We start from the raw sequence: 13,471 nt of genomic DNA on the forward strand, positions 1-13,471 counted from the left end.
GCAAAACAGATCACTGCCAACCGTAACGCCGACTATAAAACCCCTTCACCCACTGCGTCAGCGTCATATACCCCACCAAAATCGCCACCAGCCATGGGAAATAGCTCAGCGGTAACGCCTGCAATTGCAGATAACTTGCCAGCGGTGAGAACGGCAACGCAATCCCCACGACCATCACCAGTAAGGTCATCAGCATTAATGGCCATGCGGCGCGGCTCTGAATAAACGGCACGCGGCGGGTACGGATCATATGCACAATCAATGTTTGCGACAGCAGCCCCACCACAAACCAGCCTGACTGGAACAGGGTTTGCGCTTCCGGCACATTGGCGTGGAAGACCCACCACATTAAACAAAACGTCAGAATGTCAAAGATCGAACTGATCGGCCCAAAGAACAGCATAAAGCGCCCAAGATCGGCGGGATTCCAGCGCTGCGGCTTTTGGATCTGCTCATCATCAACGTTATCAAACGGGATTGCCACCTGGGATACATCGTACAGCAGGTTTTGAATCAGTAAGTGCAGCGGCAACATCGGCAGGAACGGCAGGAAAGCGCTCGCCACCAGTACGCTGAAGACATTACCGAAGTTAGAGCTGGCGGTCATCTTGATGTACTTCAGCATGTTAGAGAAGGTGCGCCGCCCCTCTATTACCCCTTCTTCCAGTACCATCAGGCTTTTTTCCAGCAGGATGATATCTGCGGCTTCGCGGGCAATGTCCACTGCGCCGTCAACGGAAATACCAATGTCGGCAGCACGCAGTGCAGGCGCGTCATTGATACCGTCGCCCATAAAACCGACCACATGCCCTTCGCGTTTCAGCAACGTGACGATACGCTCTTTGTGCATCGGCGTCAGGCGCGCAAACAGCGTGGTGCGCAGCGCCAGCGTCGCCAGTTCATCATCGCTGAGCCGTTCGATGTCACTGCCGACGACCACGTCCCCCACATCCAGCCCGACGTCGTGGCAGACTTTCGCCGCCACCAGCTCACTGTCTCCGGTAAGGATTTTTACGCCTATCCCGCTGGCTTTCAACGCGTTCAGCGCTGGTGCAGTGGTTTCTTTCGGGGGATCAAGAAACGCGATATAGCCTTCAAGGATCAGAGAGGACTCATCAATACGCTGATAGTCCCCTTCACGCGCGGGCAGGTATTTCGTTGCCACCGCCACCACGCGCAGACCCTGGCGGTTCTGCGTATCCGTCACGCGTTTGATACGGCGCAGCATAATGTCGTCCAGCGGCACAATGTCGCCGTTGTGCCGCACCTGAGTGCAGACACCGAGGATCTCCTGCAATGCGCCTTTGCACACCAGTTGATGCACACTGGTGTCTTCTGCCACCACGACTGACATCCGGCGGCGTTCAAAATCAAACGGGATTTCGTCAATTTTCTGCCAGCGACCGGAAAGCTGGCGCGCAGAGGCTTCATCGACCCCTTCCTGCACGGCGGTATCGAGTAAATTCTTCAGCCCGGTCTGGTAATGGCTGTTCAGCCATGCGCAATGCAGCACGCGTTCGCTGGGTTTTCCCGAGATATCGGTGTGATTTTCCAGCACAATTTTATCCTGCGTCAGCGTGCCGGTTTTATCGGTGCAGAGAATATCCATCGCGCCAAAGTTCTGGATGGCGTCGAGATGTTTGACAATCACCTTCTGCTTTGAAAGCTTCACCGCGCCCCGCGCCAGCGTGGAAGTGACAATCATCGGCAGCATTTCCGGCGTTAAGCCAACGGCCACCGACAACGCAAAGAGCGCCGCCTCCCACCAGTCGCCTTTGGTGTAACCGTTAATGATCAGCACCACTGGCGCCATCACCAACATAAAGCGAATCAACAGCATACTGACGCGGCTAATGCCTTTTTGAAAAGCGTTTTGCTCGCTTTCCTGTTCGGTGACGCTTCCCGCCAGTTGGCCAAACCAGGTATTGGCACCCGTCGCCATGACGATTGCCTGCGCCGTGCCGCTCACCACATTGGTGCCCATAAAACACAGCGTGTCGCACTCAAGCGGATGGCTTTGCTGCGGGTCACGCGTCGTCGCCACTTTCTCGACCGGCAGCGACTCGCCCGTCAGAGAGGCCTGGGCGACAAACAGATCGCGCGCCTGGAAGACGCGCAGGTCGGCCGGGATCATATCGCCCGCCGCCAGTTTGATGATGTCGCCCGGCACCAGTTGGTCAATGGGCAACGCAATCCAGCCGTTCTCTCCGGTGTCGCTTGTCACACGCAGTACCGTCGCCGTATTACTGACCATCGCCTTCAGGGCATCCGCCGCTTTCGTCGAACGCGCCTCCTGCACAAAATTCAATAGCGTGGAAATGACGACCATCAGGGCGATCACCGCGGCGGCGAACAGATCTTCCGTGGCATAGGAGATCCCGCCCAGAATAGTGAGCAAAATATTGAACGGGTTGCGATAGCACATCCATAAATGTCGCCACCACGGTGCGGGCTGCTGAGCCGGAAGCTGGTTCTCGCCATATTTTTCACGGGCGTGCTCAACCTCGGCATGATTCAGCCCTTCCGGGTGCGCGTCGAATGTCTGCCAGAGCGTCTCTTCCTCCATCACGGCGACCTTCAGACAGCGCTCACTTAATGAAGGGGGAACGGGCGTACTGGCCACGGTCTGCGCGTTGGGCAACGGATCACGCTGCACCAGACGATAAGGCAAATGGCGGCTTAGCCGGACAAAGAGTAAACGGGTGATATTTTTAAACATGGGCAGTCCCTCCGCGCCCGATAACACAGGCGCAGAAAATCCGTCAGGCGCGGCAATGCCTTACCTGAGGGTAATGTAAAGTGCTAACAGGGACGTCAGAACGTCACTGTCTTACGTCTCCGGTAAGACAGTGAAAAGCAGGCTTACCGGAAAGAAATACGTCGCCCTCGCGAGAGAGGGGTGGGATCGGGATCCATACAGCCTCCGGTAAGTGAATGACGCGCAATGCGCAGAAAACCATAAGGTTTGTGTATATTATGGCGGTATGATAACTGAAGGTGACTAAACCAGACGTAAACCAGACTTTGCCCATTGCCGCTCACTTGAGTAAAGTGATTCCTTTTCAAAGACCAGACGTATCACGGGAAAACAGGATGCAAAATCGGCTGACCATTAAAGACATCGCCCGCTTAAGCGGCGTTGGGAAATCAACCGTTTCCCGCGTGCTCAATAACGAAAGCGGCGTCAGCGAACGGACCCGCGAGCGTGTCGAAGCGGTGATGAATCAGCACGGATTTTCCCCTTCTCGTTCCGCGCGCGCCATGCGTGGACAGAGCGACAAAGTGGTCGCCATTATCGTCACGCGTCTGGACTCGTTGTCTGAAAATCTCGCGGTACAAACCATGCTCCCCGCCTTTTATGAACAAGGCTATGACCCCATTATGATGGAGAGTCAGTTTTCACCGGCATTGGTAGAAGAACATCTGGGTATGCTCCGGCGGCGGAACATTGATGGCGTCGTGCTGTTTGGTTTTACCGGTATTAATGAAGAGACGCTCACGCCCTGGCAGCCTTCGCTGGTGCTGTTGGCCCGTGATGCCAAAGGCTTTGCCTCCGTGTGTTATGACGATGACGGCGCCATCAAAACCCTGATGCAGCGCCTGTACGATCAGGGTCACCGGCATATCAGTTTTCTGGGGGTTCCGCATAGCGACATCACCACCGGTCAACGTCGCCATGACGCCTATCTGGCCTTCTGTAAAAAACATAAACTGCATCCTGTAGCGGCGCTACCAGGTCTTGCCATGAAGCAAGGCTACGATCATGCGGTGGATGTCATTACCCCGGACACCACTGCGTTGGTGTGTGCAACGGACACGCTGGCGTTAGGCGCCAGTAAATATTTGCAGGAACAGCGCATTGAGGCGCTACAACTGGCCAGCGTCGGCAGTACGCCGCTGATGAAATTTCTCCACCCGGAGATCGTCACTGTCGATCCAGGCTATGCCGAAGCGGGACGCCAGGCGGCCTTGCAACTGATCGAGCAGATCAACGGACGCAGCGATCCCCGTCAGATAGTGATCCCCTCCGCCCTCTCCTGAAGACAACACGCGCGTTTTTTGCACGGTAATTTGTGATCTTCGCTGCGTTTCGGGAACGTTCCCATTTTAGAAAATGTAACGAAGATATACTCTTGCGGCAGGTTACAACACAACATCACTTCATCTGCCACGGGGCTAAATGATGAGTAAAATTAAACAAGCTGATATCGACCAGTTGATAGCGCTGGTGGGCGGGCGCGATAACATCGCCACGGTAAGCCACTGCATTACTCGCCTGCGCTTTGTCCTCAATCAGCCAGCAGATGCTAAACCGAAAGAAATTGAACAATTACCGATGGTTAAAGGCTGCTTCACCAATGCGGGTCAATTCCAGGTGGTGATTGGCACCGACGTTGGCGACTACTACAAAGCCCTGCTGGCGACCACCGGACAGGCCAGCGCCGACAAAGAGCAGGCGAAAAAAGCCGCCCGCCAGAACATGAAATGGCACGAACAACTGATCTCCCATTTCGCCGAGATCTTCTTCCCGCTGCTGCCCGCGTTAATCAGCGGTGGTCTGATCCTCGGTTTCCGTAACGTGATTGGCGATCTGCCGATGAGTAACGGTCAAACGCTGGCGCAAATGCATCCGTCACTGAAAACCCTTTATGACTTCCTGTGGCTTATCGGCGAAGCGATCTTCTTCTATCTGCCGGTGGGGATCTGCTGGTCTGCGGTGAAGAAAATGGGCGGAACGCCCATCCTCGGGATCGTCCTCGGTGTGACGCTGGTTTCTCCTCAATTGATGAATGCCTATCTGCTGGGACAACAGGTTCCAGAGGTGTGGGACTTTGGCATGTTCAGCATAGCGAAAGTGGGCTATCAGGCGCAGGTGATCCCGGCGTTACTGGCAGGCCTGGCGCTCGGATTGATTGAAACACGTCTGAAGCGCATCGTGCCGGACTACCTCTATCTGGTGGTGGTGCCTGTATGTTCGCTGATTCTGGCGGTCTTCCTCGCGCACGCGTTGATCGGCCCGTTTGGCCGCATGATTGGCGACGGCGTTGCGTTCGCTGTGCGTCACCTGATGACCGGCAGTTTTGCACCGATTGGCGCGGCGCTGTTCGGCTTCCTTTATGCCCCGCTGGTGATAACGGGCGTCCATCAAACCACGCTGGCTATCGACATGCAGATGATCCAGAGCATGGGCGGTACGCCCGTCTGGCCGCTGATTGCGCTGTCGAATATCGCACAGGCATCTGCCGTGGTCGGGATCATTATTTCCAGCCGTAAACACAACGAACGTGAGATCTCCGTTCCTGCCGCGATCTCCGCCTATCTTGGGGTTACGGAACCGGCAATGTACGGCATCAACCTGAAATACCGTTTCCCCATGCTGTGCGCGATGATTGGCTCCGGTCTTGCCGGATTGCTGTGCGGCCTGAACGGCGTCATGGCGAATGGCATCGGCGTCGGCGGCTTGCCGGGCATTCTCTCGATTCAGCCAAGTTACTGGCAGGTGTTTAGTATGGCGATGGTGGTCGCAATCGTTATTCCGATGGTGCTGACCTCTGTTGTCTATCAGCGCAAATACCGTCAGGGCACGTTGCAGATCGTCTAATTTTTTGTGGGGCGCCGTTGCGCCCCATCGCATTTGTTCCAGGAAAAAATAATGAACACCCTTCCCCACTGGTGGCAAAACGGCGTTATTTATCAGATCTATCCCCGCAGTTTTCAGGACACAACCGGAAGCGGCACGGGCGATTTACGCGGCGTCACGCAGCGTCTCGACTATCTGCAAACACTGGGCGTAGACGCCATCTGGCTGACGCCATTCTACGTATCTCCGCAGATTGATAACGGCTATGACGTGGCCGACTATATGGCGATTGATCCCGCCTACGGCACACTGGATGACTTTGATGAGCTGGTCGCGCAGGCAAAAACACGCGGCGTCCGCATTATTCTGGATATGGTGTTTAACCATACGTCGACGCAGCACGCCTGGTTTCGCGAAGCACTCAATAAAGAGAGTCCGTATCGCCAGTTCTATATCTGGCGCGACGGAACGCCGGATGAGCGGCCCAACAACTGGCGCTCAAAGTTTGGCGGTTACGCCTGGGACTGGCACGCCGACAGTGAGCAATACTACCTGCACCTCTTTGCGCCAGAACAGGCCGACCTGAACTGGGAGAATCCTGCGGTTCGCGCCGAATTGAAAAAAGTCTGCGAATTCTGGGCCGATCGCGGCGTCGATGGCCTGCGCCTGGACGTGGTGAACCTGATTTCGAAAAATCAGGAATTCCCGCACGATCCCGACGGCGATGGCCGCCGTTTTTATACCGACGGCCCGCGCGCGCATGAATTTTTACACGAGATGAATCGCGATGTATTTACTCCGCGTGGATTAATGACCGTTGGCGAAATGTCTTCCACCAGCCTGGAACACTGCCAACGCTATGCCGCGCTGGATGGCAGCGAACTGTCGATGACCTTTAATTTTCATCATTTGAAGGTCGATTACCCCGGCGGTGAAAAATGGACGCTGGCGAAGCCTGATTATGTGGCATTAAAAGCGCTGTTCCGCCACTGGCAACAGGGGATGCACAACGTCGCATGGAATGCGCTGTTCTGGTGTAATCACGACCAGCCGCGCATTGTCTCGCGTTTTGGCGATGAAAACGAATACCGGGTTCCGGCCGCGAAGATGCTGGCGATGGTGCTTCACGGTATGCAGGGCACGCCCTACATTTACCAGGGCGAAGAGATCGGAATGACCAATCCGCATTTCAGCCACATCACCGACTACCGTGACGTAGAAAGTCACAACATGTTTGCCGAGCGCCTTGCCCAACATCAGGATGCTGATGAACTGCTGGCCATTCTTGCCAGTAAATCGCGCGACAACAGCCGCACGCCAATGCAGTGGGATAACAGTGAAAATGCCGGTTTCACGCACGGCACGCCGTGGATAAACCTGTGCGACAACGCGGCGAAGATTAACGTCGCGGCGGCGCTGGCGGATAAAAACTCCGTCTTTTACACCTATCAGCAACTGATCGCGCTGCGCAAAAAAGAGCCGATTCTGACCTGGGGCGATTACCAGGATCTGTTACCGAACAGCCCACATTTGTGGTGTTATCGTCGTGAATGGCAGGGGCAGCAACTGCTGGTGATCGCCAATCTGAGCCATGAATGTCAGGACTGGCAACCTGCGCCACTCAGCGGAAACTGGCAGGTTTTGCTGCATAACTACGATGAGGTCGCCCAGCTTCCCGGCCCCATGACGCTACGGCCTTTTGAAGCGGTCTGGTGGTTGTTGAAATAAAAATAGGGGATGCAGATACGCTGATGCTGGTCAGTTCAGAAATCAGGGAGAACCTGTCACTCTGGTGAAGGGTGACGTTCACCTTATGTCCACTGCTTCTCTGTAATCACCCTACCCGTGAACGCGCAAGGGAGGCTCCCCGCCGCCTCCCTTGCAACCCTGGCTCCCGGCGGGAAAATCGTCGACGTGTTTTCGTAAGCCCAGTGGAATCCGCAGGGATGTGCTATTTAGTTTGCCCGAGCAGTTTGCGAATATGATGCTGTAAGACCGCCAGCATACTGGCGCCAGACAGACCAATCATCATCGCCCCATTCACGGCCTCGAGTACGCCAAATAACTTCCACTTTGCACTCATCACGATATCGCCATAACCGAGCGTGGCAAAGTTAACGCCTGAATGGTAAACAGCCTCTTTGAGCGTTGAAAACTCCCCCAACCACAGGAATAAAATCCCCCAGAGCAGGATTTGCAGCAGATTGCCCATCAGCACGATGGTAATGATGCCAAACAGCGCCAGCACCCCGGCCATCATCCCTTCGCGATGGTGAAAACGTTTGATGTAAAAACGGATACAGCCAATCGAAACCCACGACTGTAATAACATATTCAGCAGGATGACGGGCATCCCTGTGACTAAAACCAGCAACATATTAATCTCCTGAAGTGGCTTCTGACGCAGGCCGACCACTCGGGCGCCAGCGTTCAAGAATCACAACACATGCCCAACCATAGAGGGCAACGGCAACATACAAAGCGCAACGCATCGCAGACGCCAACCAAACATCTTTGCCGGCAGCGCTATCCTGGATAGCCGGGCCAAACAAGATGAGGCAGGTGACCCAGGCGTTGCTCCAAAAAGAGGGGATAAACCGGTTTGCAACCAGGCGCACCATCCGCCGTGCCACCCAAAGGCTGACCAGCGCAAGCCACAGCACCAGCATCAAAAGCGAAGGCCACAGACTTAAGCCAAACCACAACACCACGGCTAACAGCGCACCCATCAGGGTCGACAACACCAACTCACGACCCACCTGTTTTGCCGCCAGCGTGTTGGTTTGCTGTGCAAGCATCACTGTTTTCATCACCGCCGGAATATAGAAAGCGGGATTACTCAACGCCAGCAGCCAGACGGGCAGCACAATAAGTACCGCGCGTAGGGCCAGATAATGAGGCGACTGCGGCGCAACATAGGCTTTTCCCGCCGAGCCGGGTGTTGCCTGCGGTGGAAAGACGGTCAGAGCAATCCGGTTAACCACCGTGCCAATAATGATGCCAAGCCCCATCATCTGAGCGATGCCAACGGCAAGGGTTTGTTCAATCAGCCCGGCAATGGGAATGATGGTGACCGCCGTGGTAAGCAACATCGCCTGAGTGCCCTTCCCTGCAAGCCACATCAGCATCAGCAGGTAAAGCAACAGCGCGGTCAGCAGGAGTGCGGGCATCGGATAGTGCGTTAACAAAGGCACTATCAACACGCCCCCCATCATGGTTGCCATTAGCCCAAGGCCCGCCACTATCCCTTTCTTGATAGGTAACGGTTTGCCCTGACAGAGTACAATCCAGGCCATGATGCACCCCAGATGGGGCATCGGCAGCGCGAGGCTATAACAGGCCAGCGCGGCAATCGCGGTTCCGCAACTGATCCTCAGTACCGCACGATCTCCGTTATGCATAGCGCAGCACCTTAGTAGATATACGAGAACACGCTCATCAACCGTATGTAGACGCTACCTAAAACGCTCATCAAGCCACTGCCATTCGCGTACACCAGCACATCTGCTTGCCCACCCGCCCGTAAACTGTCGACCGGGGGAAAATCATCTTTAGAGAACGCCACCTTGACCGGGAAACGCTGAGCCTGACGTAACCAGTCACGGTTATTGTCGATTGTCGGCAATACCCCCGCCGGCTGGCTTTGCGTGGCACTGACGCCATAGCCAATGCTGCGCACCTGCCCTTTGTAAACGTGCCCCGGCTGGCTATCGAGCAGAATGGCGACTTCATCGCCAGGATTCACATTGCCGAGGTTGTTCTCTGTCATGTCCGCACTGATCCAGACATCGTTGATGGCAACCAGGGTCATTACCGGTGCTCCTGCGCCAAGAAACTGTCCCACATCGGTGCGCAAATCAGTCACCAGGCCACGGTTGGTCGCCACAATCACGGTATTTTTCCGGTCAAGTTCGGCTTTACGAACCGCCGAACGCGCGCTGAGCAGTTGTGAATTATTGTCGCCTTCCACCCCCGCCATTTCGGTTACACGGCGCACATCAGCCGCTGCCGCCGCCATTTGGCTACGCGCGGTTTCACGTGTGGCTTGCGCCACTTCAAGACGGCGGACTGAAATGGTGCCGGGATCTTCGCGATACAAACGCTCCTGGCGTTCCGCGTCTTTCGCGGCATTCTGGTAAGCGGCAGTCGCGGCCTGCAAACCCGCTTTGGCAGCGGCAATGGCTTCATTGTTTGCCTTGACCGAACTTAATACCGTTTCATAATCTGAACGCGCGCGCGACAAGGCGATGTCATAAGGCTCGGGATCAAGTTCAAATAACGGATCTCCTGGCGCCACCTGCTGATTGTCACGCACATAGACTTTTTGAATTTGCCCGGCAACCTCAGAAGAGATAGGAATAACAAAAGCCTGAATTCTGGCTTGCGAGGTATAGGGCGTGAGTCGGTCGGCCGCTAAATACCAGCACAGCAGCACCACGATCACGGCGAGGAGACTTATCACGCCACGACGACTCGCTTGTCCCGCCGGGGATGAGGGTTCGGTCATTGCTTTTTACCTTCTTTGAGATCAGTTGCTGCTGGCAGAGGCGCGTCCAGCAGAGGGACCCACTCCTCCCTCTGACGTAAATGCGCATCGGTTTGTTGATCAACCAGCGGACGTTGCCGCCCACTTTCCCAACCGCCGCCCAGCGCTTTGTACAGCGTGACCAGGTCGCGCATCAGCGCACCACGACTGTTCACCAGGCGCTCTTGTTGATTGAACAAGGCGCGTTGCGAATCCAGTACCCGCTGGAAATCGGCCATCCCTTCCCGGTATTGCGTATTCGCGATCTCCAGTGAGCGGGTAGCCGCCTCTCCTGTTTGGGTCAGAAGCTCAATCTCGTCTTTGCCATTGGCGTAGGCGATCGCGGCATCATCGACTTCACGTGCGGCCTGAAACACGACGTCACGATAGCGTTCATGCAGTTGCAAGAAGCGGGAATCCTGCACCAAAACCTGGTTGCCAAGCCGCCCTTGATCGAGCAAATTCCAGCTAAATGTAGGGCCAGCCACCCAGGACAGCGTGCTGCTCGTCCCACTGCGCGCACTGATTCCCACGCTGCCAATCAGTGAAATAGAAGGATAGAGCTCGCTTTCGGCCACCCCGATAAGGGCCGACTGGGCAGCCAGTTGCCGTTCCGCAACCCGCACATCAGGCCGACGGCGCAACAGATCGGCAGGCAATTCAGACACCAACGCCAGATTGCCCTGTGGAAGCACCCCGGTATTACCCGCCATCTCAGGCAATGGGCCGGGTTTACGCGCAAGCAACACACTGAGCGCGTTTTGGCTCTGACGCAGGCTGGTTTCCAGTTGCGGGATACTGGAGAGTGTTGAGAGGTATTGGGTTTTCGCTTGCTGCACGTCGAGTTCAGCACTGTTGCCGCTGAGGAACAGACGCTCGGTGATTTGCAGGCTGCGTTGCTGAATTTCAGCGTTGCTGCGGGTAATTTGCAGCCGCGCTTCTAAGGTGCGGATATTCACATACAGTTGCGCCACTTGCGCAGCCATCAGCACCTGAATATCGTCATACTGCGCGAGGGTCGCGAAGTAACTCGCATCGGCAGATTCCACGCCGCGCTGGAACTTACCCCAAAAATCTAGCTCCCAGCCCAGATTAAAATCGGCGCTATAGCTGGTGGTGTCATTATAACGACCATCACGACGCGTGCCGCCCGTTATCACTTCACCCGTACCGACAGTCGCCTGCGGCCCCAACAGGCTTTCGGCAATGCCTAATTGTGCGCGAGACTCAAGCAAGCGCAGACCGGCAATCTTAACGTCCGGGTTTTTGCGCAGCGCTTCGTTGATAAGTGCGGTTAACGTGGGGTCATTGAGTTGCGTCCACCACTGGTCATAATTTTGTGTGGCGGCGTTGGCGGCCGTACTTTTGGTCGCCGCCTGCCACTGGTTCAGTTCCGGGACTTGCGGCGACTTATAGTCTGGCCCCAGGGTGGTACACGCGCTCAACAGCAGGCAGGCGCCTCCTGTCAACAGGAGACGCCCAACGCGACGATCATTGAACATCTTTTCCACTCGCCGCTACGCCATCTGGCCCCTGGTTAACCCAGGCCATGAAGATGCGATAGCCGATGGAAAGCAACGTCGCCCCAACGAACATGCCGAGAATACCGTTGGCCGCCATTCCCCCCAGCGCGCCCAACAGCACCACGGGCATAGGCGCATCAACACCACGTCCCAGCAACAAAGGTTTAAGCACGTTATCTGCCATACCCGCAACCAGCAGCAGCACGGTGTAGACAATATTGAGCGCCGTACCGTGATCGCCTGACATCCACATGATGGCAATCGCAGGTGCAGTCACCAGGATAACGGGTACCTGAGCAATCCCCAGAATCAACGCCAGGACGAAGAAGATGCCAACCGCAGGAATACCGGCAATTGCCATGACAATACCGGCCAGCAGCGCCTGAATGAAGGCAACCCCGATAACGCCCATCGCGACGGCACGAATGGTGCTGGTACACAGTTTGGTCAGCGCAAGGCCGCGCTGTGTGTCGGTGATACGGATGGCGATACTCTCGGCGCTGCGCGCGCCGGGCGCACCCCAGGCCATCATGATACCCGCAACGATGAAGGAGAAGACGAAGCCAATTAATCCGCCGCCCATGCTCGCCAGAACCCCCACAACCTGCTTAGCAATATCGCCCAACTGCGGACGATAACTGCTGATAAGGCTGGGTAAATCCGTCGACGCCTTGAGCCACACGGCATACACTTTTCCACCAATCAGCGGAATAGAGGCAATCTTCTCCGATGGTGTTGGAATGACCAGGCTATCGCTGCCCACATTCTCCACAAGATTGCTTACGCTATCCCCCAGAGAACTCAGCATGGCAACGGTTGGTGCGACGATTAACAACACCCCCAATAACACAATGACTGTCGACGCCCTGCCCTGTTTTTTTCCCATTCGGACAGCAAAACGCTGATGCAATGGATACAGCGTGACCGCCAAAATAAGCGCCCACAGCAACATATTCATAAAAGGGGACATGACAGTAAAGCAGAAGGAACCCAGTGCCAGGATCAGCCCAAGCTTGATGAACATATCCAGAAATCTGGCAACGAGTCTTTTTTCAATGACCGTGGATAGTTCGTTAATTTCCATGATGACGTTATTCCAATTGATTGTAACCACGCAGTTATCCCGACCTTGCAAAATTAAAAGCAGGCCAATAAATAGCGGGCATTACATTAAAAGAGATGAAAGATAATTTAATGATATGAATGAATTTATTTTACGTTTAATTTACCAAACTATTTTCATGATAGAACAAACAGTCATTCTTGCAAATAATGCAATGTTGAATATTAATAAATAGTTTAACGAACAAAACAAATGGAAAAGCAGGAGAAAAACAATTTAATATAAATGTGTTTTGCTTTTTCAATGGAATAACAAGCAAGTCAATAACAAAAATGCAGGATTAAATCCTGTGTTCGTTTATTTTGTTTTTAACCGGTATTGTGTAAGCAGTTGTAATATTTCAAGCCCACTGAAAATGCCACACAACTTTATCAGAATGACACTTCCCGCCTGACAATCAACAATGTTATATGCGACATAAAAATTAATTACTTTGGATTATGTCTCTTAGTACCAGGGCCGTGGTTTCCCTCGCTGAAAATGAATCTGTGGGCGATGGCGTGACAGATGAAACGTATTTCACCGGAACGTAAAACCGCCACACGGGCAAAATCACGGTCGCCTTACAAGATGGCGGCAGCGGCAGTGGCAAGAGGGAAGGAATATCCGGTGCGGCTCTCTACCGCGGGATAATCCGGCTAACGCAGCGGGAAACCGCGCCGGGCAGCGCTGCGTTTGCCTGAATTTACCCTGCTGTTTTTGTTGGATAATTAATCAGA

Annotated in this window: 10 protein-coding genes; 4 read left to right on the plus strand and 6 right to left on the minus strand. The window is 54.7% G+C overall.

Translation table 11 applies throughout. From position 1 onward, the window contains the following. Positions 1–10: 10 nt before the first annotated feature. Positions 11–2,719 (minus strand): magnesium-translocating P-type ATPase, encoded by a 2,709-nt coding sequence (mgtA, locus tag ACO7SM_RS19150; protein WP_490468824.1) that lies wholly within the window; start codon positions 2,717–2,719, stop codon positions 11–13. Between the two features lie 374 nt (positions 2,720–3,093). Here mgtA and treR point away from each other — a divergent pair, with 374 nt between their 5' ends. From treR to treC, 3 genes are all read left to right on the plus strand, one after another. Next, the gene (gene treR, locus ACO7SM_RS19155) at positions 3,094–4,041 is read left to right on the plus strand and encodes a trehalose operon repressor TreR (protein WP_490468825.1); all 948 of its coding nucleotides are present in this window, start codon (positions 3,094–3,096) and stop codon (positions 4,039–4,041) included. A 142-nt stretch (positions 4,042–4,183) separates the two neighbouring features. Continuing rightward, positions 4,184–5,602 (plus strand): PTS trehalose transporter subunit IIBC, encoded by a 1,419-nt coding sequence (treB, locus tag ACO7SM_RS19160; protein ID WP_490470983.1) that lies wholly within the window; start codon positions 4,184–4,186, stop codon positions 5,600–5,602. Between the two features lie 51 nt (positions 5,603–5,653). Beyond that, a complete protein-coding gene (gene treC / locus ACO7SM_RS19165) occupies positions 5,654–7,309 on the plus strand; it encodes an alpha,alpha-phosphotrehalase (RefSeq protein WP_490468826.1) in 1,656 nt (551 codons plus the stop codon). Between the two features lie 223 nt (positions 7,310–7,532). Here the strand turns inward: treC and ACO7SM_RS19170 are convergent, their stop codons facing one another. Genes ACO7SM_RS19170 through ACO7SM_RS19190 form a run of 5 tightly spaced genes read right to left on the minus strand, consistent with a single transcriptional unit; the run spans position 7,533 to position 12,713 of the window. Beyond that, positions 7,533–7,958: an ion channel gene (locus ACO7SM_RS19170; protein ID WP_203359133.1), complete on the minus strand. Its 426-nt coding sequence runs from the start codon at positions 7,956–7,958 to the stop codon at positions 7,533–7,535. 1 nt (position 7,959) lies between these two features. Next, positions 7,960–8,982, minus strand: coding sequence for a DUF2955 domain-containing protein (locus ACO7SM_RS19175; RefSeq protein ID WP_490468827.1), 1,023 nt, complete (start codon positions 8,980–8,982; stop codon positions 7,960–7,962). A gap of 11 nt (positions 8,983–8,993) precedes the next feature. Beyond that, positions 8,994–10,088, minus strand: coding sequence for an HlyD family secretion protein (locus ACO7SM_RS19180; RefSeq protein WP_490468828.1), 1,095 nt, complete (start codon positions 10,086–10,088; stop codon positions 8,994–8,996). Beyond that, positions 10,085–11,608, minus strand: coding sequence for an efflux transporter outer membrane subunit (locus ACO7SM_RS19185; RefSeq protein ID WP_490468829.1), 1,524 nt, complete (start codon positions 11,606–11,608; stop codon positions 10,085–10,087). Before ACO7SM_RS19185 ends, ACO7SM_RS19180 begins: the two co-directional genes overlap by 4 nt. After that, positions 11,598–12,713: an AI-2E family transporter gene (locus ACO7SM_RS19190; RefSeq protein WP_490470984.1), complete on the minus strand. Its 1,116-nt coding sequence runs from the start codon at positions 12,711–12,713 to the stop codon at positions 11,598–11,600. The genes ACO7SM_RS19185 and ACO7SM_RS19190 overlap by 11 nt, the downstream gene beginning before the upstream one ends. Before the next feature lie 546 nt (positions 12,714–13,259). On the opposite strand from ACO7SM_RS19190, the gene ACO7SM_RS19195 reads away from it, so the two are divergent. Beyond that, a complete protein-coding gene (locus ACO7SM_RS19195) occupies positions 13,260–13,385 on the plus strand; it encodes a hypothetical protein (RefSeq protein WP_490468830.1) in 126 nt (41 codons plus the stop codon). Positions 13,386–13,471 lie beyond the last annotated feature (86 nt).

Source organism: Citrobacter sp. LJND-P06, assembly GCF_058188415.1.

Excerpts from the sequence above, each read along its gene's own strand:
- treC (WP_490468826.1), top strand. The coding sequence starts at position 5,654 with ATGAACACCCTTCCCCACTGGTGGCAAAACGGCGTTATTTATCAGATC.
- ACO7SM_RS19195 (WP_490468830.1), top strand. The coding sequence starts at position 13,260 with ATGAAACGTATTTCACCGGAACGTAAAACCGCCACACGGGCAAAATCA.
- mgtA (WP_490468824.1), bottom strand. The coding sequence starts at position 2,719 with ATGTTTAAAAATATCACCCGTTTACTCTTTGTCCGGCTAAGCCGCCAT.
- ACO7SM_RS19180 (WP_490468828.1), bottom strand. The coding sequence starts at position 10,088 with ATGACCGAACCCTCATCCCCGGCGGGACAAGCGAGTCGTCGTGGCGTG.
- treR (WP_490468825.1), top strand. The coding sequence starts at position 3,094 with ATGCAAAATCGGCTGACCATTAAAGACATCGCCCGCTTAAGCGGCGTT.
- ACO7SM_RS19175 (WP_490468827.1), bottom strand. The coding sequence starts at position 8,982 with ATGCATAACGGAGATCGTGCGGTACTGAGGATCAGTTGCGGAACCGCG.
- treB (WP_490470983.1), top strand. The coding sequence starts at position 4,184 with ATGAGTAAAATTAAACAAGCTGATATCGACCAGTTGATAGCGCTGGTG.
- ACO7SM_RS19190 (WP_490470984.1), bottom strand. The coding sequence starts at position 12,713 with ATGGAAATTAACGAACTATCCACGGTCATTGAAAAAAGACTCGTTGCC.
- ACO7SM_RS19170 (WP_203359133.1), bottom strand. The coding sequence starts at position 7,958 with ATGTTGCTGGTTTTAGTCACAGGGATGCCCGTCATCCTGCTGAATATG.
- ACO7SM_RS19185 (WP_490468829.1), bottom strand. The coding sequence starts at position 11,608 with ATGTTCAATGATCGTCGCGTTGGGCGTCTCCTGTTGACAGGAGGCGCC.